The organism is Streptococcus sp. HMSC076C09 (assembly GCF_001837905.1).
Classification (GTDB): domain Bacteria; phylum Bacillota; class Bacilli; order Lactobacillales; family Streptococcaceae; genus Streptococcus; species Streptococcus parasanguinis_I.
The window spans coordinates 12,703-37,961 of sequence record NZ_KV834646.1 but is presented as its reverse complement, the minus strand read 5'-3'; the positions used below and the strand labels follow the sequence as shown (position 1 = coordinate 37,961).

27 protein-coding genes and 1 riboswitch are annotated in these 25,259 nt (G+C 42.1%); of the genes, 3 read left to right on the top strand and 24 right to left on the bottom strand.

What is annotated here, in order from left to right; all coding sequences use genetic code 11:
* Positions 1 to 93: 93 nt before the first annotated feature.
* The 6 genes from HMPREF2704_RS05825 to HMPREF2704_RS05800 form a co-directional block, all read right to left on the bottom strand.
* The gene (locus HMPREF2704_RS05825; RefSeq protein WP_003005034.1) at positions 94 to 897 is read right to left on the bottom strand and encodes an ABC transporter ATP-binding protein; all 804 of its coding nucleotides are present in this window, start codon (positions 895 to 897) and stop codon (positions 94 to 96) included.
* Positions 898 to 906: 9 nt separating this feature from the next.
* Positions 907 to 1,800 carry an ABC transporter permease gene (locus tag HMPREF2704_RS05820; RefSeq protein ID WP_013903975.1) on the bottom strand — a complete coding sequence of 298 codons (894 nt, stop codon included), beginning with the start codon at positions 1,798 to 1,800 and terminating at the stop codon, positions 907 to 909.
* 10 nt (positions 1,801 to 1,810) lie between these two features.
* Positions 1,811 to 2,788 (bottom strand): ABC transporter substrate-binding protein, encoded by a 978-nt coding sequence (locus tag HMPREF2704_RS05815; RefSeq protein WP_023918863.1) that lies wholly within the window; start codon positions 2,786 to 2,788, stop codon positions 1,811 to 1,813.
* Between the two features lie 408 nt (positions 2,789 to 3,196).
* Positions 3,197 to 4,546: a hemolysin family protein gene (locus HMPREF2704_RS05810; protein WP_070845956.1), complete on the bottom strand. Its 1,350-nt coding sequence runs from the start codon at positions 4,544 to 4,546 to the stop codon at positions 3,197 to 3,199.
* A gap of 115 nt (positions 4,547 to 4,661) precedes the next feature.
* Complete coding sequence (locus HMPREF2704_RS05805) at positions 4,662 to 6,143, bottom strand: AcpB/EbpR/MafR family transcriptional regulator (protein WP_061591395.1); 1,482 nt, start codon at positions 6,141 to 6,143, stop codon at positions 4,662 to 4,664.
* Between the two features lie 136 nt (positions 6,144 to 6,279).
* The gene (locus HMPREF2704_RS05800) at positions 6,280 to 7,407 is read right to left on the bottom strand and encodes an AI-2E family transporter (RefSeq protein ID WP_003008322.1); all 1,128 of its coding nucleotides are present in this window, start codon (positions 7,405 to 7,407) and stop codon (positions 6,280 to 6,282) included.
* A gap of 74 nt (positions 7,408 to 7,481) precedes the next feature.
* Between HMPREF2704_RS05800 and HMPREF2704_RS05795 the strand changes: the two genes are divergently transcribed.
* On the top strand, positions 7,482 to 8,273 hold the full coding sequence (locus tag HMPREF2704_RS05795) for an ABC transporter ATP-binding protein (protein ID WP_070845954.1): 792 nt from the start codon (positions 7,482 to 7,484) through the stop codon (positions 8,271 to 8,273).
* A gap of 210 nt (positions 8,274 to 8,483) precedes the next feature.
* On the opposite strand, the gene HMPREF2704_RS05790 is transcribed toward HMPREF2704_RS05795, so the two are convergent.
* The 7 genes from HMPREF2704_RS05790 to HMPREF2704_RS05760 form a co-directional block, all read right to left on the bottom strand.
* Entirely contained in the window at positions 8,484 to 10,538 is a 2,055-nt protein-coding gene (locus HMPREF2704_RS05790) for a cation:proton antiporter (RefSeq protein ID WP_024055342.1), read from the bottom strand.
* Between the two features lie 12 nt (positions 10,539 to 10,550).
* A complete protein-coding gene (locus tag HMPREF2704_RS05785) occupies positions 10,551 to 10,805 on the bottom strand; it encodes a hypothetical protein (protein ID WP_023918874.1) in 255 nt (84 codons plus the stop codon).
* Positions 10,798 to 11,355, bottom strand: coding sequence for a tRNA 5-(aminomethyl)-2-thiouridylate-methyltransferase MnmM (locus tag HMPREF2704_RS05780; protein ID WP_070845952.1), 558 nt, complete (start codon positions 11,353 to 11,355; stop codon positions 10,798 to 10,800). Before HMPREF2704_RS05780 ends, HMPREF2704_RS05785 begins: the two co-directional genes overlap by 8 nt.
* A complete protein-coding gene (locus HMPREF2704_RS05775; RefSeq protein ID WP_024055344.1) occupies positions 11,339 to 12,298 on the bottom strand; it encodes a tRNA modification radical SAM protein MnmL/YtqA in 960 nt (319 codons plus the stop codon). The genes HMPREF2704_RS05780 and HMPREF2704_RS05775 overlap by 17 nt, the downstream gene beginning before the upstream one ends.
* A 57-nt stretch (positions 12,299 to 12,355) precedes the next feature.
* Positions 12,356 to 13,006 (bottom strand): phosphatase PAP2 family protein, encoded by a 651-nt coding sequence (locus tag HMPREF2704_RS05770; RefSeq protein ID WP_024055345.1) that lies wholly within the window; start codon positions 13,004 to 13,006, stop codon positions 12,356 to 12,358.
* Positions 12,996 to 13,568: an ECF transporter S component gene (locus HMPREF2704_RS05765; protein WP_324252899.1), complete on the bottom strand. Its 573-nt coding sequence runs from the start codon at positions 13,566 to 13,568 to the stop codon at positions 12,996 to 12,998. Before HMPREF2704_RS05765 ends, HMPREF2704_RS05770 begins: the two co-directional genes overlap by 11 nt.
* A gap of 202 nt (positions 13,569 to 13,770) precedes the next feature.
* Positions 13,771 to 13,920, bottom strand: a riboswitch (FMN riboswitch).
* A gap of 80 nt (positions 13,921 to 14,000) precedes the next feature.
* Positions 14,001 to 14,543 carry a tRNA (cytidine(34)-2'-O)-methyltransferase gene (locus tag HMPREF2704_RS05760; RefSeq protein WP_024055209.1) on the bottom strand — a complete coding sequence of 181 codons (543 nt, stop codon included), beginning with the start codon at positions 14,541 to 14,543 and terminating at the stop codon, positions 14,001 to 14,003.
* A gap of 333 nt (positions 14,544 to 14,876) precedes the next feature.
* Between HMPREF2704_RS05760 and trkA the strand changes: the two genes are divergently transcribed.
* Both trkA and HMPREF2704_RS05750 read left to right on the top strand, forming a co-directional pair.
* On the top strand, positions 14,877 to 16,232 hold the full coding sequence (trkA, locus tag HMPREF2704_RS05755) for a Trk system potassium transporter TrkA (RefSeq protein WP_061591405.1): 1,356 nt from the start codon (positions 14,877 to 14,879) through the stop codon (positions 16,230 to 16,232).
* A 5-nt stretch (positions 16,233 to 16,237) separates the two neighbouring features.
* A complete protein-coding gene (locus HMPREF2704_RS05750) occupies positions 16,238 to 17,677 on the top strand; it encodes a TrkH family potassium uptake protein (RefSeq protein ID WP_070845950.1) in 1,440 nt (479 codons plus the stop codon).
* Between the two features lie 223 nt (positions 17,678 to 17,900).
* On the opposite strand, the gene yidD is transcribed toward HMPREF2704_RS05750, so the two are convergent.
* From yidD to HMPREF2704_RS05695, 11 genes are all read right to left on the bottom strand, one after another.
* Entirely contained in the window at positions 17,901 to 18,143 is a 243-nt protein-coding gene (yidD, locus tag HMPREF2704_RS05745; RefSeq protein ID WP_023918885.1) for a membrane protein insertion efficiency factor YidD, read from the bottom strand.
* The gene (locus HMPREF2704_RS05740; RefSeq protein ID WP_003005375.1) at positions 18,140 to 18,871 is read right to left on the bottom strand and encodes a pseudouridine synthase; all 732 of its coding nucleotides are present in this window, start codon (positions 18,869 to 18,871) and stop codon (positions 18,140 to 18,142) included. Before HMPREF2704_RS05740 ends, yidD begins: the two co-directional genes overlap by 4 nt.
* Positions 18,861 to 19,430 carry an SMC-Scp complex subunit ScpB gene (gene scpB, locus HMPREF2704_RS05735; protein ID WP_003017403.1) on the bottom strand — a complete coding sequence of 190 codons (570 nt, stop codon included), beginning with the start codon at positions 19,428 to 19,430 and terminating at the stop codon, positions 18,861 to 18,863. The genes HMPREF2704_RS05740 and scpB overlap by 11 nt, the downstream gene beginning before the upstream one ends.
* Complete coding sequence (locus HMPREF2704_RS05730; RefSeq protein WP_070845948.1) at positions 19,414 to 20,133, bottom strand: segregation/condensation protein A; 720 nt, start codon at positions 20,131 to 20,133, stop codon at positions 19,414 to 19,416. The genes scpB and HMPREF2704_RS05730 overlap by 17 nt, the downstream gene beginning before the upstream one ends.
* Positions 20,133 to 20,864 carry a site-specific tyrosine recombinase XerD gene (gene xerD / locus HMPREF2704_RS05725; protein ID WP_070466407.1) on the bottom strand — a complete coding sequence of 244 codons (732 nt, stop codon included), beginning with the start codon at positions 20,862 to 20,864 and terminating at the stop codon, positions 20,133 to 20,135. Before xerD ends, HMPREF2704_RS05730 begins: the two co-directional genes overlap by 1 nt.
* The gene (gene cbpB / locus HMPREF2704_RS05720; protein WP_003008353.1) at positions 20,861 to 21,322 is read right to left on the bottom strand and encodes a cyclic-di-AMP-binding protein CbpB; all 462 of its coding nucleotides are present in this window, start codon (positions 21,320 to 21,322) and stop codon (positions 20,861 to 20,863) included. The genes xerD and cbpB overlap by 4 nt, the downstream gene beginning before the upstream one ends.
* Positions 21,319 to 21,840, bottom strand: a complete 522-nt coding sequence (locus HMPREF2704_RS05715; RefSeq protein ID WP_070845946.1) for a metallophosphoesterase — start codon at positions 21,838 to 21,840, stop codon at positions 21,319 to 21,321. Before HMPREF2704_RS05715 ends, cbpB begins: the two co-directional genes overlap by 4 nt.
* Positions 21,813 to 22,793, bottom strand: a complete 981-nt coding sequence (locus HMPREF2704_RS05710; protein WP_070845944.1) for a nucleoside-triphosphate diphosphatase — start codon at positions 22,791 to 22,793, stop codon at positions 21,813 to 21,815. The genes HMPREF2704_RS05715 and HMPREF2704_RS05710 overlap by 28 nt, the downstream gene beginning before the upstream one ends.
* Positions 22,790 to 23,584, bottom strand: a complete 795-nt coding sequence (gene racE, locus HMPREF2704_RS05705; RefSeq protein ID WP_003008361.1) for a glutamate racemase — start codon at positions 23,582 to 23,584, stop codon at positions 22,790 to 22,792. The genes HMPREF2704_RS05710 and racE overlap by 4 nt, the downstream gene beginning before the upstream one ends.
* 77 nt (positions 23,585 to 23,661) lie before the next feature.
* Complete coding sequence (locus HMPREF2704_RS05700) at positions 23,662 to 23,907, bottom strand: YneF family protein (protein ID WP_003005109.1); 246 nt, start codon at positions 23,905 to 23,907, stop codon at positions 23,662 to 23,664.
* A gap of 55 nt (positions 23,908 to 23,962) precedes the next feature.
* Entirely contained in the window at positions 23,963 to 25,213 is a 1,251-nt protein-coding gene (locus HMPREF2704_RS05695; protein ID WP_070845942.1) for a diaminopimelate decarboxylase, read from the bottom strand.
* Positions 25,214 to 25,259: the final 46 nt, after the last annotated feature.

The following is a 25,259-nucleotide window of genomic DNA, read 5'->3' as shown; positions in this document are numbered from 1 at the left end:
CTTCGAAGTTCGCTGACGTCCGTACTCACCTAAGAAAAGTTTCTAAGATGACTTTGTCATCATTTGAAAGGATGGAGTTCCCATCCTTTTATTTTATCCTAAGACCAATTCATCACTCACCAAAGTTTCACCACTGTTTTGTTGGAAGAGGCGCATCAAATCTTCAACCGTTAGGTTTTTCTTTTCTTCTCCTTTGACGTCGACAACGATCTTGCCTTGGTAGAGCATGATCAAGCGGTTGCCGTATTCGATAGCATGGTTCATATCATGCGTAATCATCAAGGTTGTCAAATCATGGCTTTCCACGATCTTTTGTGTCAATTCCATGACCATTTCACTGGTCTTGGGATCAAGCGCTGCGGTATGTTCATCCAGAAGCAAGAGTTTGGGTTTAACCAAGGCTGCCATGACCAAAGTCAAAGCTTGACGTTGCCCACCAGATAGATATTGAGTATCGACTTTGAGACGGTTCTCTAAACCAATATTCAGTTCCTTCAAGGCTTCACGAAATAATTCGCGATCCTTCTCCCGAACGCCCCAGCTCAAACCACGAGATTTTCCACGACGTTGGGCAATGGCCATATTTTCTTCAATGGTCAAACGAGAAGCCGTCCCCATTTTAGGATCTTGGAAGACACGCGCAATATCCTTAGCACGCTTCCGAACACTCGTATTTTTAATGGAGTTACCTTCTAGCAAGATATCCCCTTCATCCACGACTAGATTTCCTGCCAAGATGTTCATCAAGGTTGATTTCCCAGCTCCATTTCCACCGATAACCGAAATGAAATCTCCTTCTTCCACTTGGAGATCCAAGCCTTTTAAGACATGGTTTTCATTAACCGTTCCTGCTTCAAATGTCTTATGAATGCCTTCAATTGATAATAATGTTGCCATACTTTTCTCCTACTTATTTCCTAACTTCAATCCACGAACACGAAGACGTTTTTGCGCCTCAGGAGCGAACAAGACAATCGCAAGCAAGATCGCATTGAAGAGACGGACCATATTTTGATCGAGATTTGGGATCTCGTAAATATTTAAGATAATCAAACGGTAAACAATGGCTCCAACCCCGATTGAAAGCAAGCGCCAACCAATGGTCAATTCGTGGATCAAAACTTCAGCGATAATCACAGCACTCAAGCCGACTACGATCGTCCCTGTCCCAGAAGTCACATCTGAGAAACCATCATTTTGTGCAAACATGGCTCCACACAGGGCAATCAATCCATTTGAAATCATGTAGCCCAACATCTTCATGTTATCTACATTGACCCCGTTGGCCTCACTCATTGGAATGTTATCACCAGTCGAGCGCAAAACCAAGCCAAGTTGCGTCTTCATTAAGAGGGTCAATAAGATACAGACGATGATCAAGCAAGAAATGCTAATCAAAAAGACAGCTTCTTCATTAGAAAGACCTAATTTCATCACACTCTTGAAAATGGTACTAGAATCTCCGATAGAAAGGTTAGGAACCCCTCCCATGATTTTGATATTGATAGAGTAGAGACCGGTCAAAGTGACAATCCCTGTCAAGAGGGCTGGAATTTTCATTTTTGTATGGAGAATTCCAGAGACCAATCCTGCGATCATTCCGGCTAGGAAGCCTAAAAAGGTTGCAAGCCAAGGATTTCTTCCGGCTTGAATTTGGGATGCTACAACTGCTGCCCCAAGTGGAAAGGCTCCTTCTGCCGTCATATCAGCAATATCTAAAATTCGAAATGTTAAGTAAACACCGATCGCCATGATCGACCACAATAAACCTTCTGATAAACTTGATAAAACAAAATTCATCTCAAACCTCCTATTTTTCTACCTTCAACGAGCTAATATCAATTCCAAGCTCTTTAGCCATCTCTTTATTGGTATGCAATTCTAATTTTTCAGGTGTTTCAACTGCGACTTTTCCAGGTTTCTCACCCTTCATGATGCGAACAGCCATCCGAGCAGCTTGTCTTCCCAATTCCTCATAATCAGTACCAAAGTTGTACAAACCACCAGTAGCCACCATCTCAGCAGACCCACCAAAAACTGGCACCTTATGGCTGATAGAAACCTGTTTTACAGTGTCCATTGTAGAAGAGATAATATTGTCCGTCGGAACAAAGACGATATCTGCCTCTGACATGATACTGTCTGCTGCAGCTTTCACATTGTTACTATCAAGAATTGTTTTTTCAACCACTTGATAGCCCTTAGCTTCTAGGATCTTCTTCGCATTGTCTTTTTGGACGACGGAGTTAGGCTCACTTTGCGTATAGAGAATCCCAACTGTTTTCGCCGTTGGAAGCACTTGCTTAATCATGTCTACCTGTGTAGCGATCGCATCTTCTGACTGGTCACTTGTCCCTGTGATATTGCCACCTGGTTCTTTCAAGTTTTTCACCAATTTCGCTACCAAAGGATCTGTGACAGCTGAGAAGACAATAGGTGTTGATTTAGTGGTATTAGCCAAACTTTGTGCAGAAGGGGTTGCAATCGCAAAAACTAGATCACTTTCTTCTGCCAATTGTTTAGAAATATTTTTCAGATTTCGTTGCTCCCCTTGAGCATTTTGGAAATCGATCTGAATATTTTTCCCATCTACATAGCCTTCTTTTTTCAACTCCTCGATAAAGCCTTTTCGTGTCGCATCGAGCGACTTATGGGTGATGTACTGGGAAATCCCAATTCGAAAGACATTGTCTTTTTTAGTATCCTTTAGATTGTGTAAGGTCACCAATGATGTTAACAGAAGTCCTACAACCAGGACAGGTGCTAGCAATTTTTTCACTACTTTCATTTATTGACTCCTTTTCTGCAAAATAAACAAAAAATCCGCTTAGATGATACTCTAAACGGATGCTTGAAATTCTCCAACAAGTTACAAAACCTCGGTCCATTTAGATACTAGCTCTATGGACCATCATCAAAAATCTTAGCCACATAGATACAAACAAATTGCTTGGGTTGTTTGCATCCATGAGATCATGTCTACAAACACTATCTAAAGTAGCTAAAGTAAAATTTTTGAGTTGAAATGGCTTGTTGCTTCATGTTTATTTTCTGCTTTCTTTTTTTATGGGTATTATCTTACCTTAATTTTTTTTGGCTGTCAAGACTATTTCAGAAATTTTTGAAATTTTTTGAAAATTCAACTGTTCCTGACAAGAAAAAAACAGAGGCTGGAACACGTCCAAGCCTCTATTTTTTAATCTTCTTTTGATTTTGTTTCTTCATCTTCCTCGACGATTTCAGAAATTTCAACTTTCACCTTGGTCACACGACCATTTTTTACTTTGTCATTTGTCAAAATGAGGTGTTTCTTTTGACTATCGACTTCACAGCTGAGTCGCTCTTTCAAGGTTGGAATTCGCCCAACCTCTGTCAGATAATACCCTGCAATGGTATCCACATCATCACTTTGCAACTCAACATCAAAATATTCGTTAAAGTCATTTAGTGACATGGCTCCTTGTACGACATAGGTATTGTCCGCAATTTCAAAGACATCAATTTCTGCTTTGTCAGTCTCATCGTCAATTTCACCGACGATTTCTTCCAAGAGGTCTTCAAGAGTAACCAAACCAGACATCCCACCATATTCATCAAGCAGAATAGCCATTTGATTTTGGGTATTGCGCAATTCCTTCAAAAGATCATCCACAAAAATAGTCTCTGGAACAAACAAAGGTTCTTGTAAAATCTTTCTTAAGACAATATTATCAAAGCCATTGATAAATCCTTCGTTCAAGAGACGTTTGGTATGGATGAGACCGATGACATTGTCCTTGTCATCATCATAGACAGGAATCCGTGAAAAGTTTTGCTTAAGGATACTTTCAATGATTTCTTTGGTATCATCATTGATATCAACCATGAAGGCATCCGTCCGTGGCACCATGACTTCACGCGCTACCATTTCATCTAATGAAAAGATCCCTTGGAGCATCTCAATCTCGTCCGCATCTAGTGTTGCTTCACTATTGGTCAGCATATACTCGATTTCATCCCGCGTCATCTTTTCATCCGGATCATCGAATTCCATTGGCGTGATACGGCTCAAAAGGTTGGTCGACGCTGAAAGTAACCAAACAAAGGGGCTGACAATTTTTCCTAATAGAATGATAATCGGAGCTGTTCGAACAGCCAACTCATCTTTCAGGTTCATAGCGATTCGTTTCGGATAGAGTTCGCCAAACACGATCGAAATATAAGTCAAAAATGCTAGAGATAAAAAGCTTCCAGCCGCAAGAGCTGTTTTAGTATTGCCCATCCATCCAGCAATGACATGCCCAAGACTATCTGCGATACTCGCCCCAGATAAGATGGTAATCAAGGTGATCCCCACCTGAATAGTGGATAAAAAATGGTTGGGTTGCTCCAAAACTCTAAGAAGACGAATGTATTTTTTATCTCCTTCTTCAGCCTTTTGCTCTACACGAGAGCGATTCAACGATACCATTGACATTTCAGTCGCCGAGAAAAAGGCGTTCAATAATGTCAAAACAATCAATAAAATAACTTCCAGTAAAATTTCCTGACTGCCAGGGTCTTCCATGGATAATTTCCTCCAGTATATAATATTGTATATTATACCACAAAATAGGAGAGCCTGCATTCTTCTATAAAATTTTCTTTTTTTACCATCAAAAAATCAGGAACAAGTCCTGATTTTAGTGTTCTGCACTGGTAAAATCATAAAAGAAGGCATTGAGTTTTTCAACCAGCTCAAGCGATGAGAGACTACTTGTACAAATAAATGGTTTTTTCTTTAATTCAGGCATCATAAAGTTGGCCACCACTACGTCGGCATCAGAAGCTTCGATATCATCCACTGTCAGATTGTACTTGATCATCTGCGTAAATTCAAAGTTATCCGTACAGTAGAAATCTAGAAAATCGATCATGGATTTGGCATGGTGATCGTCAAAACGACTGATAATCAAGACCTTGATGGACTTCCGACGGCGCAATAACTGCGGCAAGAGACGTTCCCAGTGAGTGTAAACCGTGTAGATCATGTGCTTGATGATCTCATCATTTAGATCATGCTTCATGGTCTTCATATAAGTGATGATATGCTCCTTCAAATCATCATAGAAGGCTGGGAAGATGCTCATGAAATCTTCGTTGGTATTGGTCTTGGTATCAAATAAGAGAAACTCAGAGAATAATTCCTTCCGATCGAGATGAGACGTGTTATGGACATGCATCAACATCTCATCAAGATTTTCAATGTCTAAATCATAGGTATAGCATAGATCCTTGAACATATCTCTGATGAGCGTCGTTGATTCTTTGGCATAAGGATCTGTTTCTGCAGCTTCGATCAAGCTTTCTGGACTGAAATAGAAATTCTCTTGAATGAAGATGATAAAGAATTGCTCCAGCACTCTTTCATTCAACTCGACACCCAACTGCAAGCTAAAGTAGCGCAACATCTCCTCGACATTGGTCACCCCTTGATACTGGTCCTTATACACATCATAGTTCGTTGGCATGTCAATAAAATAGCCTTGCTTAATCCGTGACAAGTAGACTGTCAAGAGAACTTTATAAGACCTGAGTACAGAGAAGGTCAATGGATAGCCATAGAGCTTGAAGAAGAAGGTGATCAAATCGGTCACAGCCTCTTCCTTAAATTCTGGGAAAGGCCACTCCATATAGTAATAACGCTCTGCAAAATATTGGGCATAAAAGAAACGAACGTCAATCTCATCTCCGACAAGGTTCAAGGGTTTCAAATCAATCTTTACATTGTATTTGGTTTGAAGCTTCTGATTAATCGTCCGAATCAAGCGGTAGAAAGATTGGTAACTCAAATCAAACTTTCTGCAAATATATTCATTGGAAACATCCTTGTTGAAAAAGAGATATTCAATCAAAGCAAAGGCTTGTGATTCTTTAAAAAAGTGATGGTAAATCACCTCAAGCCCAACCGAATCCTCATAACTGATCTTGATCCCATTGGTAGATGATTCAATTAAAAAGTCATCAAATGTACTACGAAGATTAGACAAATCTTCTTTTAACGAACGTTCTGTACAATCCAAACGCTTGGCCAACTCTTTCAAGTGGAACCATCTTTTTTCCTTAATCAAGATTTCCAATAATTGCAATTGGCGTCTTTGTTTTTTCGATAAGAGCAGTCTCATCTTTTCCTACCTTTTCATATTTTCTTTCAAAATCACTTATATTTTAACACATTTCATAGCACTTGTTGACTTTTTTCCAGCATTTTTTCAAAAAACTGTACAAAAAAGACTCCAAGGCCCATATAGGCGCTAGAGTCTATGATTTATTAATGATACCAAATTCTTCTTTTTTCTTCTGCTCCTTAGCAGCACGGTGGTTATCATAAAGATTTACCAAGAATTTTACAATTTCTTTTCCAATCGAATAGACTGGAATCGCAACGACCATCCCGATAATGCCGTAAATATTACTTGAGAGCAATAAGAGAACCATAATGGTAATCGGGTGAACCTTCATCACGCCTCCAACGATACGCGGATAAAGAATATTCCCATCGATCTGCTGGATAATCAACATGTAAATGACTGCTTTGATCATCATATCCATATCTGTGAAGGCATAGGTGATGATCATCGGAATCAACCCGATGGTTGGTCCTACATATGGAATGAGATTGGCCAATCCAGAAAAAATGGCAAAGACCAAAGCATACTTCAATCCAATAAAACTATAGCCAATGTAGGCTAGGGTTCCAATGATAAAGGCATCGATAGAAATCCCACTAATATAGCGAGAGACCGTTTCATTCAAACTAATCAAGAGGCTTGAAATGTGGAGTTTGTCATTGCGTAAAATGGTCCGCTCCAACATCGGTAATAACTTCTTCCCATCGACCAAGAAATAAACCAAGAAGACAGGGGTCATGATCAAGATAAAGACCGTATTAACAATGGTATTAACCACACTTCCTAAACTGTTGGTCACACTATTCAAGAGATTTTGTAGGATATCCATATAAGAGAGATTCAACTGCTGAATCGTCGACTGGATATTCACATTCTGGAACAAAGGATTGGTCGAGAGTTTTCGAACCAAACTTTGAACTTCCCAGTAAAGTCCTTGAGTTGAATTGATCAAACTGGTTAACTGATTGATCAAGATAGGGAGCAGATAAAAGATCCCTAAGCCAATGATCCCAAACAAGAGTACTAAGGTGATCAAAATCCCAAACACACGCTTGATTTTTAAGTGTTTTTCCAACAATTCAACAATCGGATTGGTAATGTAATATAAAAAACCTGCAATTAAAAATGGTAAGAGGATGGTATTCAGAACAGATACAAATGGAGAAATCAAAGTCCCCATTGATTTCCAAATATAGAAAATCACCGTCAATAATAAGATCTCACATGTCCAGAATAACAATTTACTATTTCGAAACATTCCTTACCTCCTGTTTTCTATTCTACCATATTTTATGATAGAATAAAGGAGATTTTAATCAAAAGGATGAAGTTATGAATAATTTGATTGAACTACAAGACGTCAATTTGATCCGCAATGGAAAAGCCCTTTTAAAAGAGATTAATTGGCAAGTGAAAGAAAATGAATGTTGGGCCATTTTAGGCCTCAATGGGGCAGGAAAATCGACCCTCCTCAAACTTCTCATGTCTGAATACTGGGCAAGTTCTGGCCAGGTAACGGTCCTTGGAACCCGCTTTGGAGAAGGAGGTATTCCTGAGTTACGGAAGCGTATTGGGATCGTTAGCTCCTTTATTTCAGAAAGACTGCCAGAGCATCTTTTGACAGAACAAATTGTCCTAACCGGTCAATACAAGAGTAGTATTTTATATGCTGCATACGGGGAGGAAGAACTAAACTGGGCACGGGATATGCTAACTTCAATTGGGGCTAGCTCTTTGATCGGCCACAAATACCGGGAGCTCTCTCAGGGAGAAAAGCAGACCGTTCTCATTGCACGAAGCCTCATGGACCAGCCTGATCTGATCATTTTTGACGAAGCTTCTAGTGGATTGGATCTCTTTGCCAGAGAAAAGCTCCTCCGTCAGATCCATCATATCAAACAACTGGATCACGCGCCTACCATGATCTACGTCACCCACCATGCCGAGGAAATTACAACAGACATGACCCATGTCCTCTTACTCAAACATGGCCAAGTGGTCGAGCAAGGACCAAAGGAAAAGATCCTAACTCCCCATGTCCTTAGCCAATTTTATGAAGCACCAGTATCCCTTATTGATCTTGGTGACGAGCGACTCTTTGTCAAACCAGAAATCGCACACTGAAAAAAAGTGAATAAAGCAAAAAGAGAGTGGGACAGAAATCGATATTTCGTTAGAATTCGATTTCGTTGTCCCACCTCCTCACAGTTGAGTAGGGCTGTAAAAGATGATGAAATCAGCGTAATAGAGCCCACTCAACCACTGCGTCTTGATCGACAATCCAAAAATAATTGAGAGGCTAGGACTTTTGTCCCAGCCTCTTTTACTCTTATCTCAACGATTTCGTGCATACTCGATCAAATCGTATGGAAGCGTATTGGCACTTTCTCTTAGGGAGTAGCTTTCTAATTCATTGACATTTTGCCGCATACGGCGCGCTTGCTTGGCGGTAATCAGGTGTTGCGCTTCATATTCAAAAATAATCTTACGCTCCAAATAATAGCCTCTCAACATTTCATCGATATTATTTGGTTTTACGCGATTAATAACCCGCTCCACAAAGGCCCCACTGGTAATAATAGCAGTTTCTCTCAGACGAGATTCTTGTAGGAAAGAGATCAAACTGCTCCGATAAATCCCCTTGAGGTCTTCCAAACTTTCGATAATGATTTCTGTATTGGCCAAATAAAGGGCCGCAATCTGGTCATAATCAATGGCCTCTAACTTACTGTCTTCTCGGGTCCACCAGTTTCGCAAGCCAGACCCAAAAGTTAAGATCTCATGGACTAATAAACGCAAAAGACGGAAAGACACCAAGAGGTAATAGGTTAAGCGAGACGAAAGATTGCGATTGACACGTTGCTCCATATTGCGAAGATAGCGTTGGTAGACACGGTAGCCCCGCTCTCGAATCTTCCCTTCTTCATAAGCCTGTTCCAAGCCGTCGCTTTCAATACTCAAAATCAGGAGCTTCAACTGTTCCCAGTCCCTTTGAATGAGCCTGTTTTCTTGGCCTAGAATCAAGTTTTCTATGCGCCCATGGTAGTTATCAATCGCCGCATACAAGGGCCCCTTGTGCTTGCTATTCTTTAGGTCTGCTTCTAATTCCATGACGACATCATTTAAAATCGCGATCTGCATCAGGTAGTCATTGGTTTCTTCCTTGTCTTCTGATAATTTTGGAAGTACTACTAAGCCTGCAATAAAGCTAACAAGGGTAACTCCTGCCACTAAAAAGAGTAGGATGGGGTATTCTTTTTCGATCTTGGTTGGAATCAAAAGAATCGTCGCAATCGAAACCGTTCCCTTCACACCCGAAAAGGTCAGCAATAAGGCATCTTTTAGATAATTTCTCAACGATTTTTTTAGTCGAACCGTTCGGAACCAATAAAAGAGGTAAACCATGACAAAACGAATCAAAAAGAGCAAAGCTGTCAACAGAAAGACCGAAAGAACTAAAAGCAGATTATTGTAAATGGGACTACTTAAGATGGGCTTGGAAATCATTTCCAATTCCATTCCTAAGATAACAAAGACCGACCCATTTAAGATAAAGTTGACCGTATTCCAGACAGTATGACTCACAGTATCTACCCGCGCTTCAAGGAGGGTAATGTGCTTAAAGCGACTGGCTTTTAGGATTCCTGACACAACTACTGCAATGATACCAGAGACATGGAGTTCTTCTGCTAAGAAGAAGGTCAACAAAGGGAGACTCAGTTCTAATAACAATTCACTAGCAATATCACTGGCGCGAACACTCAAGAGTAAGGTTTGCAGCCAACGATTCACAAAGGCCGTCAAGATCCCCACCGCAAATCCTCCAATAATGGAGATTCCTAAGGAAATCCCTGCCTCTCCAAGAGAGAAACTCCCGGTCGCAAGAGCTGCCAAGGCCACTCGAAAGGCAACTAGACCTGAGGCATCATTTAGTAATCCTTCGCCTTTTAAGATATTCGAAACCCGCTTTGGAAAGCTAAAGCGCTCAGACAGGGAAGCAAAGGCTACTAAGTCGGTAGGACCAAGGGCTGCCCCAACTGCCATACAGGCTGCTAATGGAAGGCTCAGCCACAAGGAGTGAGCTGCCCAGCCCAAACTAATGGTTGAGATAAAAATCACTGGGAAAATCAAATAGAGGATGATCCGCCAGTGCTTTAAGACGGAAGTAATATCTGCTTCTTCTGCCTCTCGAAATAAGAGAGGGCCAATGACCAAGGCCAGAAAAAGCTCGGTATCCAGATGAAAATTTTCTTCTGGCACAAAGAGGGCCCAACCAATCCCTAGTAAAATTTGAATCAAGGGTAGAGGAAGGCTTGGTACAAGTTTATTCGTGGCATTTGAGATGATCAAAATCATCGAAAAGATCACTGCATAAAGGAGTAGTTCCATATCACTCCCTCCTTAGCGTTCTTGGCAGCAGGTCTCAAATTGCTGTTTTAACTCCGCAATCTTTTGGTCTGTCTTGGTTACATCCTTGTGCTCAATCTTCTTTTGGCACCGTTCCATCTCAAGCGAAACCAATTTCTTTTTTATTTTGAGCATCTTTTTGGTCATATGGGCTTCATCATAAAAACCTATAGCACGCTCGTGGATGGTTGATTCGACAAAATGATGTCTCAATCCTTCAATTTTATTCTTTAAATATTCTTTATCCATGACGGTAGCTTTCTAATTTTTCGATCATGACCAAAAACGGTGGCTGATTCACTTGATTCAGTGTCCGGTAGATGGTCGCTGTATAGTCTTTTTGAGGGAGCTGACTGGCAAAGTCCAGCACAGCATCACGCTCGATGTCTCCTCCTTCATGACCATAATAAATCATAATAGCCATTCGCCCACCTTTTTCTAGGCGAGCACAGATTTTTTCCATCGCTTCAATCGTGGTAGCTGGAAGAGTAATGACCGATTTATCTGCAGATGGCAGATAACCCAGATTAAAAATAGCTGCTTTGAGGGTCTCCACATATTGGTCCACATGCTGGTGGCCATCCAAAATCAACTGGACATGTTGAAGACCCAACTTCTCCAATCTTTCTTGAGTATTTACAAGTGCCTGCTCCTGAATATCAAAGGCATAGACCTGGCCTGCTAGTTGAGCTAAAAAGGCCGTATCATGTCCATTTCCCATGGTCGCATCCACCACCACATCTTCTTTGGTGATGACTTCTGCTAAAAATTGATGGGCCATTTCAAGTGGTCGAAGCATTGGCAGTCTCCTTTTCTTCTAGCTTACATCCTTGGGTACTTCCACGCCGACGCATTTCAGTTTCAATAGCGTTTAGGACTTCCCATTTGTTGAGACTCCACATAGGACCAATCAACATATCCCGTGGTGCGTCCCCTGTAATCCGGTGGATGACAATGTGTTTGGGGATGATCTCCAACTGGTCACAGATGACCTTGACATACTCCTCCTGGCTCATGAGTTGAAGTCGTCCTTCATGATAGTCCCGTTGCATCCGTGTATTGGTCATCAAATGCAAGAGGTGCAACTTGATGCCATCAATTTCATTATCAGTCACACAACGGCGAACATTTTCCACCATCATCTCATGCGTCTCCCCAGGAAGGCCATTGATCAAATGTGAGACGATCTCTGCCTTGGGCACCTGTTTACGAATACGCTTGACTGTTTCAACATAGAGATCATAACTATGGGCCCGATTGATCAATTCAGACGTCGCTTCATAAGTCGTCTGAAGACCCAACTCAATCGTCACATGCATGCGCTCTGTCAGCTCTGCTAGGTAGGCCAAGGTCTCATCTGGTAAACAGTCCGGACGCGTACCAATGTTGATTCCTACCACTCCTGGTTCATTGATGGCCTGTTCATACCGCTCTCGAATGACTTCCACTTTATCGTGGGTATTGGTGAAATTTTGAAAATAGACCAGATACTTCTTCACATCTGGCCATTTCCGATGCATAAAATCAATCTCTTTGTAAAACTGTTCTCGGATTGGAGCTTCTGGGGCCACAATGGCATCTCCTGAACCCGAGACCGTACAAAAAGTACAGCCACCGTGGGCGACTGTTCCGTCTCGATTAGGACAATCAAAGCCTGCATCAATTGGGACTTTAAAGGTCTTTTCTCCAAATAAGGTTCGATAATAATCATTCAAGGTATTGTAGGATTTCATACCCTTCATTATAGCAAAAAAAGAGTCGAACTCAAAACGCGACTTCGACTCCTAGTTGTTAGATGCTTATTTTTGCTTCCCTGTAAAGCGCCATTGAAATCGCAAGCGATCATACAAGGGATACTCAAACTGTAAGACAGCAAGACCCAAAATCATACTGCCGAGAACGTCTGATGGGTAGTGGACCCCGACATAAACGCGGGAAACCACAATGGTCACGATTCCCAGAACCAGCAAGCCTTGAAGGCAATAGCGGGCTGTTTTATGTTTTACATGTTGGCCGATGATGATGATCAAACTTCCCAAAACAAGGGTAGACGCCAGTGAATGACCACTCGGGAAAGAAAAGCCTTTTTCCTCTACTAGATGAAGAATACTTGGTCTCGGTCTCTGGTAGATATTCTTTAGAAGAAGAACCAAAAGACCAGTCAATACCAGATTGCTTCCAAGGAAGAGGGCCTCACTGTACCATTTCTTATAGGCAAAGACCGCTAGCAGAAGACCCACCCAGATGACAATGATCTTGGTATCCATGACATGGGTTACCTTGGTAAAGAAGACCGTCAGTGTTGCAGGCAGATCGCCTCGAATAGCAGATTGAATCGTGCTATCAAAGCCTGTTAATTGTTGCGGGTAAAAGCGAATCACATACCCAAGAATGACAAAAATGAGAAGGGCGAAGCTTGCCTTCGCCCAATGTTGTTGTTTATTTTTCATATTTTTTCAAAATCGGTTGCAATAAGGTATAGATCAACCCAAATGCGATGGCCCAAATCACCCCTTCGATCAGGTTAAACGGTGCAACCATTGCGGCTAAATAGTGGACAAGCCCTAGTGTTTTCGAAATATCATAGTTCATAAAACGAGCATACAAAGGGATTGCATAGACATAGTTCACCAACACCATCGTGATACTCAAGCTGATCGTTCCAACAATCGTTGCCAGGACAAATCGACCATGGGTCCGTTCTTTGTTCCAAATCCAAGCAAAAGCAAGGACAAAAACAAGAACACCAATGATATTGATTGGTAATCCGATCAAGGTTTCAAGTCCCTTATTATTAAGGGCTAATTTAAGAACAGATCGGATCAAGGTCACCCAAACGGCACTTTTAAAGTCCAACAGGACCAAGGCCAACAAAATGGCGATGATACTCAAATCAATTTTGAAGAAATCTATCAAGAAAGAAAATTGATAGAACATCAAAATAAAAGATAAAGCGGATAAAACAGCCACTAGGGTCAGTTTACGTGTATTTGTCATAACAGGTTCCTCCAATTTTTTAAAAATTAGAGAAGCTGGAAAGACGTCTACTCCATCATTCTACTCTAAACTATTTAAACAAAGCTTAAACTAGAAACTATTCTAGTTACTTTAGCTGGTCTCCATCGAAACATGCCGTTAGTCAGTCTTAGACTCCAAGGTACTATTCCCATGCATCAACTCTAAACAGATCAGAATAGCTGTCAGTCTATTCGTCTCTCGTCTTCTCCCATCCAGACTATACTGTCGGTTGTGGAGTCACACCACATCAGCTTGCGCTCGCGGACTTCTTTTAGAGTACGGAAAAGAACATTTCCTAGTAAAAGTCACCGCCGGTCGGGAATTACACCCTGCCCTGAAGACCCTTTTATGATAACAAAAAAAACTTGCCTAGGCAAGTTTTTGTAACGTCATGGATTACATCGTTCGGGTTTTAATTTTTCGTTCTTATTTGAGCTTGTCGTGCTCATAACGATGGCTCAACTCCAGCCCCTTAAAGCCCTGCTGGCGGAGAGCCTCATAGACAATCATGCAGACGGTATTGGAGACATTTAAACTACGGACATGCTCGTCATTCATCGGAATGCGAATGGCCTTCTCTTCGTGCTGGCGCATAAATTCTTCCGGCAATCCTTTATCTTCGCGTCCAAACAAGAAATAATGGGACTTCCCATCCTGATAAGAAACGTCCGAATAGGTCTGATTTGCAAACTTGGACACTAGGTGTACCTGACCGTCGCTCGCTGCTTCCATAAACTCTTCTAGGCTATCATAAAAACGGACATCCAGCTTGTCCCAATAATCGAGTCCTGCTCGCTTCATTTTGCGATCATCGATCGGAAAAGCCATGGGTCGTATGATATGCAAGGGGGAATTGGTCGCCGCACAAGTCCGTGCAATATTTCCCGTATTTTGTGGAATCTGAGGTTGGAACAAGACGATGTGGTTTTGAGCAGCTGACTCTTGGTAGTCCAGTTCTTCAATATTCATACTCGATCTCTTTCTGATAAAAAAATAGCCACACTGCCCGGAGTCAAGCTCAGCAAACAGCGTGGTTACAGCTTCATTAACTTAACTCACAACAGGTTTGAGGTAAATCAACGAAGGTACTTTCTAAGTATAACACTTTTGAAGCTCCTGTCAATAGTTTTTTTAGATTTTTTTAAGAAACTTTACCAAAGTTTTCAATCCCTCCTCGTTCTACTCTTTTGACGATTTTTCCTACTTGTTCTTAGCTTCTCAAAATTCCACCAGAAAATCCTTAAAAAAGATGAATTTTTCTTGAAAATAGAGTATGATAGAAGCATACTCTGGAGGTATTCTATGAAAATTATTGTTGTTGGTGGAGGAAAGGTCGGAACGGCCCTTTGTCGTTCTCTCGTTGCTGAAAACCACGATGTTATTTTGATCGAAAAAGACGAATCCGTTCTTAACCATATTACCAAACGATTTGATATCATTGGAATTTTAGGAAATGGGGCAAACTTCAAGATCTTGGAGCAAGCGGATGTTGAAGACTGCGACATCTTCATTTCCATGACCGAGTACGATGAAGTGAATATGGTCTCTGCTGTTTTGGCTAAAAAAATGGGAGCCAAAGAGACCATCGTTCGGGTGCGGAATCCTGAATATTCCAATTCCTACTTCAAGGAAAAAAATATCTTGGGCTTCTCCCTGGTTGTCAATCCGGAATTGCTGACAGCTCGATATATTGCCAATATCATTGACTTCCCAAATGCCCTTTCTGTGGAGCATTTTGCCAATGGTCGGGTAGCCTTGATGGAATTTAAGATCAAGCCAGATAGCAATCTCTGCAATATGAGCCTCTCCCAATTCCGGAAGAAATACGGAAATGTCATTGTTTGCGCAATCGAGCGTGGCAACGAACTCACCATTCCAAACGGAGACTTTGTCTTACAACCTCAAGACAAGATTTTCGTAACAGGTAATCGGATCGAGGTCGTTCTCTTCCACAACAATGTTCGCCCTCAGGTCATTAAGAGCATGATGATCATTGGTGCTGGGAAAATTGCCTATTACCTACTCAATATTCTTCAAGATGTGCGCCGCAAGATCGATCTCAAGGTTTTAGAAGTCAATCGTGAACGAGCGGAATTCTTTAGCCAGGAATTTCCTGATCTCTATGTCGTCCATGGAGACGGAACTGCTAAAGACATTCTTTTAGAAGAGAGTGCCAATAACTTCGATGCTGTGGCTACTTTGACAGGGGTCGATGAAGAAAACATCATCACCTCCATGTTCTTAAATTCTGTCGGAGTCAAAAAGAACATTACCAAGGTCAACCGAACTAGTCTGCTGGAGATCATTGGCGATCAAGATATGACCAGTATCGTTACGCCAAAACGCATCGCTGTAGATACCATTATGCACTTTATTCGTGGACGCTACAATGCACAGTTCTCAAACCTAGAAGCCTTGCACCATGTCGCAAACGGCCGGATTGAAACCTTGCAGTTCCAAATTAAGGAAGACAATAAACTAACCCAATATCCCCTCTCTGAATTGAAATTGAAGAAGGGCGTTTTGATCGCTGCCATTATTCGAAACGGCAAGGCTATTTTCCCTAATGGGGATGACCGTTTGATGGTCGGGGATCGGATTATCGTGACCACCTTGATTCAAAATGTCACTAAAATCTACGATCTACTTGAGAGGTAAGCCTGATGAATAGAAGCATGATTCGTTACCTCTTATCCAAACTCCTCTTAATCGAGGCAGGTCTCCTAATCGTTCCCCTAGTGGTCGCTGCAATCTATCGGGAACCTGCCAAGATCTTTGTCTCTATTGGAGCAACCATGGCCATCCTACTTGCGTTTGGCCTCCTTGGTAGTTTTCACAAACCAAAGGATTTTCACATCTATGCTAAGGAAGGAGTCCTGATTGTAGCACTTTGTTGGATCCTATGGTCCTTCTTTGGTGCCCTTCCCTTTGTCTTTTCGGGCCAAATTCCAAACATTATCGATGCCTTCTTTGAAGTCAGCTCCGGCTTTACAACAATAGGGGCAACGATTTTAGACGATGTGGGTGTCCTCAGCCACTCTCTCCTCTTTTGGCGTAGTTTTACCCACTTGATAGGGGGGATGGGAGTATTGGTCTTTGCCCTTGCGATTATGGACAATAACAAGAACAGCCACCTTGAAGTCATGAAGGCAGAAGTTCCTGGTCCAGTTTTTGGGAAGGTCGTTTCCAAATTAAAAAATACAGCTCAAATCCTCTACTTCTTGTACTTGGGCTTGTTCTTCCTTTTTGTGGTTCTTTATTTCCTTGCCGGCATGCCCCTTTATGATAGTTTTGTCATCGCCATGGGGACGGCTGGAACCGGGGGCTTTACCGTTTTTAACGACGGAATTGCCCACTACAATAGTAGTTTAATCACCTATTTGGTCAGTATCGGGGTTTTAGTCTTCGGGGTTAACTTTAACCTCTACTACTTCCTCATGATCCGAAAATTCAAGGCCTTCTTTAAAGATGAGGAATTGCGGACCTATATCACCATCGTCCTCGTGTCCAGTGTCTTGATCGCTTACAATGTCCTTCATCTCTATGCCAATGTCGCTAAGAGTTTTGAAATTTCTTTCTTCCAAGTTTCCAATATCATCACCACCACCGGTTTTGGTTATGGAACGACGGAAAAATGGCCTCTCTTTTCTCAGTTCATCCTCTTGATGCTGATGGTCATCGGTGGTTCTGCTGGATCGACCGCTGGGGGGCTTAAAGTCATTCGGTGCTTGACCTTATGGCGAATCGCAAAAAATCAGGTTCTTTCGACCTTGTCTCCGAATCGCGTTCTAACCTTGCATGTCAATGATACGGTATTGGATAAGGATACACAGCATCAGATCCTCAAGTACTTTACGATATACAGTTTTATCACGATCGGCTTGCTCTTTGTAGTCAGTCTAGATAATAATAACTTCATGACGGTTGTCAGTGCTGTCTTTAGTTGTTTCAACAACATCGGACCTATGATTGGAACAGGTCAAACCTTCTCCATTTTTAGTCCGATTTCAAAACTGTTACTTTCCTTAGCCATGATTGCCGGACGGCTTGAAATCTATCCAATGATTCTTCTCTTCCTCCCTAAAACATGGTCTAAACGCTGATAGACAACTCTAGTACAAAATCAACGAGAGTGGGACAGAAATCGGTAATTCGTTAGAATTCGATTTCGTCGTCCCACCTCCGCACAGTTGAGTAGGGCTGTAAAAGCTGATGAAATCAGCGTAGTAGAGCCCACTCAACCACTGCGTCTTGCTCGACAATCCAAAAATAATTGAGAGGCTAGGACTTTTGTCCCAGCCTCGTTTCTGTTTATTTGCGATCGTCCTATTTTGATTCTTCATTTCGCTTCAGACTAAAATGGTCTGGCAAGGGGTCTGGTCCTACTTTGGTTCCAGGATGGCAACGTAGAATCCTTGCAATCCCCATCAAGACACCTTTCACACCAAAACGTTCAATCGCTTGGATCATATAATTGGAACAGGTCGGTTGAAAGCGACAAGAAGGCGGAAATAGGGGAGAGATCCATTTTTGATAGCCTCTGACCAGCGCAATTAGGATTGTTTTCATGCTTTTTTAGATTTAGTCACTGCTAGATTGTGCAACTGGCTGATTTCTTTTTTGTTCAAGCGACGGTATTCACCCGGACGAAGTCCTGAGACGTCCAAATTCCCAAACTGGGTCCGGGAGAGTTTATCCACTAAAAGTCCCACCGCTTCAAACATCTTTTTAACCTGGTGGTTACGCCCTTCATGAATGGTCAACTGAACCACTGAACGGTTTTTTTCGACATCCACTTTTAAGATCTCGTAAGTTGCTGGCTTGGTTTTCTTTCCATCAATGGTCACTCCTCGCGTCAAGGGACGCAAGTTTTCCTTATTGGCAATCCCTTTGACACGCGCCACATAGACCTTATCAATTTCATTGCGCGGGTGAATCATCTCATCTGTAAAATCACCATCATTGGTCAAAATCAAGACACCAGATGTATCCCAGTCCAAACGTCCCACTGGGTAGATGCGCTCTGGTACTTGAGATAAAAGGTCAACGACTGTTGTCCGTCCTTTATCATCCGATACACTAGAGATGACACCACGTGGCTTATTTAAAAGATAGTAGACCTTTTCTTCGTTATAGATTGGAGTCCCTTCTACTTCAACCTGATCACCGGTTTTAATGATAGTCGCTAATTCACGCACAACTTGGCCATTGACCGTCACCAAGCCTTGCTTGATCAGTTCTTCGGCCTTGCGACGACTAGCCACTCCTGCATGGGCAATATATTTGTTAATTCTCATCTAGTTCCTCTGTTCTCTCTGAAAATAATTGACCTTCCTCTGGATCGATGTCCACTTCCTCAACCTTTGGTAATTCCTCCAAATGATTGATCCCCATATAATCCAAAAAATACTCCGTCGTGACATACAAATTAGGACGCCCGAGGACTTCTTTTTTTCCATCTTCGCGGATCAGATCAAATGACAGTAGTTTGGTAATGGCACCACTGGAATTAACGCCTCGAATATCATCGACCTCCACGCGGGTGATCGGTTGCTTATAAGCAATGATTGATAAGGTTTCAAGGGCAGCCCGAGACAAACTTTGGTTCATAGGCGTTCTAGAATAGTCTCGTAAAACCGAAGCGTAGTCTGCCTTTGTCACCAATTTATAACGGGAAGCTGTCTCCATCAAACACAGACTGGTATCTGTATCCTCCTGGTATTTTTGGGCCAATTTTTCTAAACTTTGCACCACACCTGTTGGGGGTAATGAGAGAAGATCTGCGATTTGTCTGGCAGTAATTCCTTCTTCACCCGCTACAAATAAGAGTGCTTCAATTTCAGCTAATTTGCTCATGTTCAATCCTATTTAAGTAAATTTCTCCAAAAGCCCTATCCTGGATCACCGTTACTTCTTGAATCTTGATCAATTCAAGGGTTGCAAGAAATAGAGTAATGACCTCTTGGAGATCCGTTGCTTCTAGAAACAAGTCCTGCAAGAGAACTTGTGAGCGATCGTGGAATCGGTGTCGCAGCTGGTCCATCAGATCCTCAATCTTGTATTCATCCTTTACAATGGTTGTATGGTTCTGGCGGAATTCTTCTTTTTTCTTGGTCAATAATTTTGAGAAAGCCAAGAAGAGATCCACCGTGGTGCGATCATGAAGTAATTCGGTATCGTCATAAATCAATTCCATCTTTGGTTTTGAATAATAGAGGGCGCGCTCCTCGTGCTGTGAGGCTATCAACTCTCCTAATTGCTTGTAAGTACGGTACTCTTCCAATTGAGAAAGGAGGTCCTGCTCGAGATCCTCTGCTTCATCCATCTCCTCTGCAACCTTAGGAAGAAGTCTTCGACTCTTGATCAAGGTTAGTTGACTCGCCATCAGCATGTATTCTCCTGCTACCTCTAGTTTCATAGCCTGGAGGGTCGCCAGATAAGCCAGATACTGTTCGATCACCTCAATCAAGGGGACCTCATAAATATCCATCTGGTATTTAGAGACCAAGTGGAGCAAGAGGTCCAAAGGTCCTTCAAAATCTTTTATTTTAATATCCATTATTTATATTTTTCTAATGTCACCATGGTTTTTAGGCCCAATTCACGCGCAATACTAAAGAGATCCACACCGAGTTCACGTTGTTTCAAAATATACTGCTCACGAATTGATTGGGCCGAAAGGTCTTGGTTGCCTTTTTCGATCAAGAAGGCTTCTAACTGTCGGAATCCCCACTGACGGGAGTAAGATTTTCCTTTATTATCAAAGAGATAGACACCATCGAGGAAGAGTTGCAACTCATCCAGTAAAGGCTCTGGAACTTTTAAAACCCGTTTTTGGCCATCTTTGCCCACTCGAATGACATGAAAGTCCAGCTGAATATCTTCGACCTTGACTTGGAGGATCTCACTTGGCAATAAGCCCATCTCCAGAATCAATAAGGCCATCAAGCGTCCCTGTGGGTTAGTTGATTCTTCCCAAAAATGGGTCAGATCCAACAATTCACGATCATGGATCTTGGCCGGTTGAATTTTAGGCAAGACCAAACGATGGTATTCAGAAATAAAGCGTTCTTGATACAAATAATATAAAAATTGGTTAACAGCGGATAATTTTCGTTTTTGAACCGCCGGTTTAAAATCTTTAATCGAAGCTTGGTAAATTCTCAAATTCGTCGGCGTCACTTTTCCATGAATTGATTCAATAAATTGGTCCAAATCATAGAAATAGGCTGACTGAGAATTTTCACTTAGTTCTTTTTGATCAATAAAACTTGCAATAAATTCTTTCATTTTGGAATCATCTCGTATTCATTTGAAAAATTATGCATCAGCGAATTGATGGCTTTGAGGATAGATTTCCGAGTAATAATCCCTTGGAAATAACCTTCTTCATCCACCACTGATAAGAAGGAGTCATCCACCAACTTGTGAAGGACTTCTGTCAAATTGAAGTCTAAGCCGATGACCCCGACCTCCTTCTTTGCAACGTCTACGATATCCATCGAAGCAAAAGTCTCCTCAGGAATCTCGTGTTTCAATTGATAAGATAGAATATCCGTTAGGGAGATCGTCCCCACAAACTTGCGTTCATCCGTCACTACCGGGATGCGACTATAGCTAATCTGGCTCAACAGCAAGACCGCATGGTCTACATTGTGGGTATCAATCAAGACCGCTAAATTTTTGGCAGGAGTTAAGAACGTCTCTTCCTGCGCCAGCAAGAAACGTTCAAATTCCTTTGCTATCATCTGCTAAACTCCTTTGTCAATTCAGGGTACAATTCATGATCTCGCGTATAATACTCTACCTTGAAGTTCGAATCGGTAATCTCTATCTTGGCATACAAACACTCGCGAATCAGACCACGAGGTTGGCTAATGGATCCAGGATTCACAAAGAGGGTTCTTCCTTCCTTCCAAGCATCTGGGATATGAAGATGGCCGTATAGACAGATATCTGCTTCCTCCTCTTGGGCCCACAGATCCAATTTTTGAAAACTAAAATTGATCTGGAAGAGATGTCCGTGGGTCTGGATGATCCGTGTTGGCCCTAGTTGGGTCACCAAGCGTTCCGGATAGCCATCATAAAAATCCATATTTCCTTGGACAACGTGGATCCCTTCCCAGACAGGATCGTCACTTTTTAGCTCAGAATCCCCATTGTGAAAGATCCCATCGACCTGACCTAGGTATTTTTCTTTAATAGCTTCAACAATGGAGCGGTCTCCATGCGAGTCACTCATAACGATGATTGTTTGCTTTGCCATGATGGAAATACCTCCAATAACTTTTTAACAGCTAAAGCACGATGTGATTGTGTATTTTTTTCTTCTAGCGTTAATTCAGCAGCAGCACGGCCCGTTTCCCCAACTAAGAAGAGAGGGTCATAGCCAAAGCCGTGTTCCCCTTTGGGCTCAAAATTAATATATCCAGGCCAATCTGCTTCCACCACTAGGCTTTCCTTGCCTGGTCTTGCAACCACCAAGGTCGTATGGAACTGAGCTGAACGATCTTTCAAATCAAAGACCATGGCTAATTCGTGCAACAATTTCGCATTGTTTTCCGCATCTGTCGCACCAACTCCCGCAAAGCGAGCTGACCAAACTCCTGGTAAGCCTCCCAAGATATCCACCTTCAAACCTGAATCATCTGCTAAGACTGTTTTCCCAGTTAGCTCTGCAATGGTTTCAGCTTTTAGGCGGGCATTCTCTTCAAAGGTCATCCCTGTTTCTTCGACTTCTGGAAGCTCTGGGTATTGATTGAGATTTTCCACTTCAAAGCCCAGCTTTTCAAACATATTACGGAATTCTTTTGTTTTTCCCTCATTTCGAGTCGCAATAAGAATCGTATCTTTGACCTTGTCTTGACCTAAGAAGGCTTCCAAATCCACCCCATCACTTGGCAAATGCAAGTAAAGCAATTTCCCTTTTTCAACCAAGAGCAAGGCTCCTTGACGCTGTACGATCTCAAAAGCTCTTCCCTTGACTTCATTTAAGATTTCAATCAAAAAGGTCAGAAAACGAAAGGCTGAACCATAGCGTATCACCGATAGATTGAGAGGGAATCCTTCAGGATCCTTGGCAAAGAGAAGTTCCAGCTGGTCTAACAGAGTGGAAGCTTCCGCAGGCACTTGACTAAATTGGTTGTAGTCTGCATCTTCTCCCCATTGGGCAATATACCAATCTTGGGGATCTTTGTATTCAAATAGTTTGTCACTCATAAATTTACATGCTCCACATTCACTGAACGTTCTAGCCATTTTTCGGCAATCGCTGCAAAGCTATTGGCATTTGCAGTGGTATAAAAGCGGTGGGTCTGTTCTAAGAGTTCGCGACTCTTATTGAGCTCAAAATAGTTTAATAAGACGGAAATATCCCGAACACACTCAGCTCCACTATCAATCAATTTGACATCCGGTCCCATCACATTTTGAATGATCGGTTTTAAAAGGGGATAATGGGTGCATCCCAAGACCAAGGTATCAACCTTTCCAACTAGTGGTTTTAGGGTTTCGTAGACCACCTTTTTGGTCACACTGGATGCCAACTCGTTTGATTCCACTAAAGGAACAAACTTGGGACAAGCTAAACTGCTGACTTCCATGTCTGGTGCCAGACTTTGAATCTTCTCTTTATAAATTCCAGAAGAAACCGTCATCGGTGTCCCAATCACCCCAATTTTTTGATGGGTCGTCGATTTAATGGCTGCAGAAGCTCCGGGCAAAATCACTCCTAAAACGGGAATATCAAGTTTCTCCTTGACTTCTTCCCAAACAACTGCCGTCGCTGTATTACAGGCTAAGACAATCATCTTGACATTTTTGGTCAGAAGGAAGTTCACCATCTGCCAAGTATACTCGCGAATTTGGTCTGCTGGTCTAGGACCATAAGGTGCACGCGCTGAATCTCCAATATAGACGACATCTTCGTGAGGAAGCTGACGGAGCAATTCGCGGACAACAGTCAGGCCCCCTACTCCAGAATCTAAAAAACCAATCGGTCGGTTATCCATATCTCTTCCTTCCAAAAGGAGGGACTAAGAAATTCCTCCAAGCCCCTCTCATTTATTATCGTGAGATTGCCCCACTCTTATTTTTTCTTGTTTTTCGCCATTGCTGATTTTTGTTGGTTCACAATTTGGCGATAGACTTGTTGAACTTTTGCTTCGCTTGGACGTTGGCCGCTGGCACCTAAAAGTGTACGGACTGCTTCAACATTCAAACGTGGGTTTGAGGCAAATTCTTTTTCAAATTGACGACGAAGCAAGAACATTCCTGCAACCATCCCACCAAAGAAAGCTAAAATAATCAACAAAATTCCTAAAAAGAGATTCATAAAATTTTCTCCGATCCATTATTTTTACATAACTATCATTATATCAGACAATCGCTTATTTTTCAATGTCAAAGCCGTAGAGTGTCGCAAGATAATCTTCTGGTTTTTCTGCTCGACGAATCAAACGGGCCTGCCCATCTTCTTGAAGCAAAACTTCTGCCGAACGCAACTTAGCATTGTACTGATACCCCATTGAAAATCCATGAGCTCCGGTGTCATGGATCACAAGTAAATCTCCAATCTCCGTCACGGGTAGTTCTCGTTGTTTGGCAAATTTATCGTTATTTTCACAGAGACTTCCCACTACATCGACCACTTCAGTCGGTTCCTCTGGACGATCCATATTGGTGATATGGTGATAAGCACCGTACATAGCCGGTCTAAGAAGATTCACCGCTGAAGCATCGACGCCCACATAGGTCCGGTAGGTTTTCTTTTTATGAGTAACTCTGGTTACCAGGAGGCCGTGTGAAGCTAGCATAAAGCGACCAAGCTCGGTATAGATTTTCACATTACCAAGTCCTGCCGGTTTGAGAATCTCATCAAAAACGCGTTGCACACCTTCCCCAATAATGGCAATATCATTTGGTTCTTGTTCTGGTTTGTAATTGACCCCAACTCCACCAGAAAGGTTGATGAAGCCCAAGTGGACACCTGTTTTCTCGACGACTTCTACTGCCAATTCAAAAAGTTGACGCGCTAGCTCTGGATAGTAGTCGTTGGATACAGTATTAGAAGCCAATAAAGCGTGAATGCCAAACTCTTCCACACCTAGTTCTTTCAACTCGATAAAGGCTTGGATCAATTGCTCCTTGGTCATTCCAAACTTGGCTTCTTCAGGATTGTCCATAATATCGGTTCCCAGTTCAAAAACTCCACCAGGATTATAGCGGCAAGAAATAACCTTGGGGATGCTGGTCACAGACTTCAAGAAAGCAATGTCTTCATAGGCGTCCAGATTGATAGTTGCCCCTAATTCTCTCGCATAGACAAATTCATCAGCTGGCGTGTTGTTAGAAGAAAACATGATTTCTTTCCCACTAAAGCCCAGTTTATCCGCCATTAACAATTCCACGTAGCTGGCCGTGTCGACTCCACAGCCCTCTTCTTGCAAAATTTTTAGGATCGATGGGTTAGGAGTCGCCTTGATGGCAAAGTATTCCTTAAATCCTTCATTCCAAGCAAAAGCTTGATGGAGGGCACGAGCCGTTTCACGAATTCCTGCTTCATCATAGAGATGGAAAGGGGTAGGAAATTCTTGGGTCAGACTTTCTAATTGTTCACGGGTTACAAAAGGTGTTTTCATAAGCGCTCATTTCTATTCTTTAGTCACTATTAGTATAGCACAAGTC

Bases quoted from the DNA above. Each gene is read 5' to 3' on its own strand.
- HMPREF2704_RS05825 (WP_003005034.1), bottom strand. From the start codon at position 897: ATGGCAACATTATTATCAATTGAAGGCATTCATAAGACATTTGAAGCA.
- HMPREF2704_RS05820 (WP_013903975.1), bottom strand. From the start codon at position 1,800: ATGAATTTTGTTTTATCAAGTTTATCAGAAGGTTTATTGTGGTCGATC.
- HMPREF2704_RS05815 (WP_023918863.1), bottom strand. From the start codon at position 2,788: ATGAAAGTAGTGAAAAAATTGCTAGCACCTGTCCTGGTTGTAGGACTT.
- HMPREF2704_RS05810 (WP_070845956.1), bottom strand. From the start codon at position 4,546: ATGGAAGACCCTGGCAGTCAGGAAATTTTACTGGAAGTTATTTTATTG.
- HMPREF2704_RS05805 (WP_061591395.1), bottom strand. From the start codon at position 6,143: ATGAGACTGCTCTTATCGAAAAAACAAAGACGCCAATTGCAATTATTG.
- HMPREF2704_RS05800 (WP_003008322.1), bottom strand. From the start codon at position 7,407: ATGTTTCGAAATAGTAAATTGTTATTCTGGACATGTGAGATCTTATTA.
- HMPREF2704_RS05795 (WP_070845954.1), top strand. From the start codon at position 7,482: ATGAATAATTTGATTGAACTACAAGACGTCAATTTGATCCGCAATGGA.
- HMPREF2704_RS05790 (WP_024055342.1), bottom strand. From the start codon at position 10,538: ATGGAACTACTCCTTTATGCAGTGATCTTTTCGATGATTTTGATCATC.
- HMPREF2704_RS05785 (WP_023918874.1), bottom strand. From the start codon at position 10,805: ATGGATAAAGAATATTTAAAGAATAAAATTGAAGGATTGAGACATCAT.
- HMPREF2704_RS05780 (WP_070845952.1), bottom strand. From the start codon at position 11,355: ATGCTTCGACCACTTGAAATGGCCCATCAATTTTTAGCAGAAGTCATC.
- HMPREF2704_RS05775 (WP_024055344.1), bottom strand. From the start codon at position 12,298: ATGAAGGGTATGAAATCCTACAATACCTTGAATGATTATTATCGAACC.
- HMPREF2704_RS05770 (WP_024055345.1), bottom strand. From the start codon at position 13,006: ATGAAAAATAAACAACAACATTGGGCGAAGGCAAGCTTCGCCCTTCTC.
- HMPREF2704_RS05760 (WP_024055209.1), bottom strand. From the start codon at position 14,543: ATGAATATTGAAGAACTGGACTACCAAGAGTCAGCTGCTCAAAACCAC.
- trkA (WP_061591405.1), top strand. From the start codon at position 14,877: ATGAAAATTATTGTTGTTGGTGGAGGAAAGGTCGGAACGGCCCTTTGT.
- HMPREF2704_RS05750 (WP_070845950.1), top strand. From the start codon at position 16,238: ATGAATAGAAGCATGATTCGTTACCTCTTATCCAAACTCCTCTTAATC.
- yidD (WP_023918885.1), bottom strand. From the start codon at position 18,143: ATGAAAACAATCCTAATTGCGCTGGTCAGAGGCTATCAAAAATGGATC.
- HMPREF2704_RS05740 (WP_003005375.1), bottom strand. From the start codon at position 18,871: ATGAGAATTAACAAATATATTGCCCATGCAGGAGTGGCTAGTCGTCGC.
- scpB (WP_003017403.1), bottom strand. From the start codon at position 19,430: ATGAGCAAATTAGCTGAAATTGAAGCACTCTTATTTGTAGCGGGTGAA.
- HMPREF2704_RS05730 (WP_070845948.1), bottom strand. From the start codon at position 20,133: ATGGATATTAAAATAAAAGATTTTGAAGGACCTTTGGACCTCTTGCTC.
- xerD (WP_070466407.1), bottom strand. From the start codon at position 20,864: ATGAAAGAATTTATTGCAAGTTTTATTGATCAAAAAGAACTAAGTGAA.
- cbpB (WP_003008353.1), bottom strand. From the start codon at position 21,322: ATGATAGCAAAGGAATTTGAACGTTTCTTGCTGGCGCAGGAAGAGACG.
- HMPREF2704_RS05715 (WP_070845946.1), bottom strand. From the start codon at position 21,840: ATGGCAAAGCAAACAATCATCGTTATGAGTGACTCGCATGGAGACCGC.
- HMPREF2704_RS05710 (WP_070845944.1), bottom strand. From the start codon at position 22,793: ATGAGTGACAAACTATTTGAATACAAAGATCCCCAAGATTGGTATATT.
- racE (WP_003008361.1), bottom strand. From the start codon at position 23,584: ATGGATAACCGACCGATTGGTTTTTTAGATTCTGGAGTAGGGGGCCTG.
- HMPREF2704_RS05700 (WP_003005109.1), bottom strand. From the start codon at position 23,907: ATGAATCTCTTTTTAGGAATTTTGTTGATTATTTTAGCTTTCTTTGGT.
- HMPREF2704_RS05695 (WP_070845942.1), bottom strand. From the start codon at position 25,213: ATGAAAACACCTTTTGTAACCCGTGAACAATTAGAAAGTCTGACCCAA.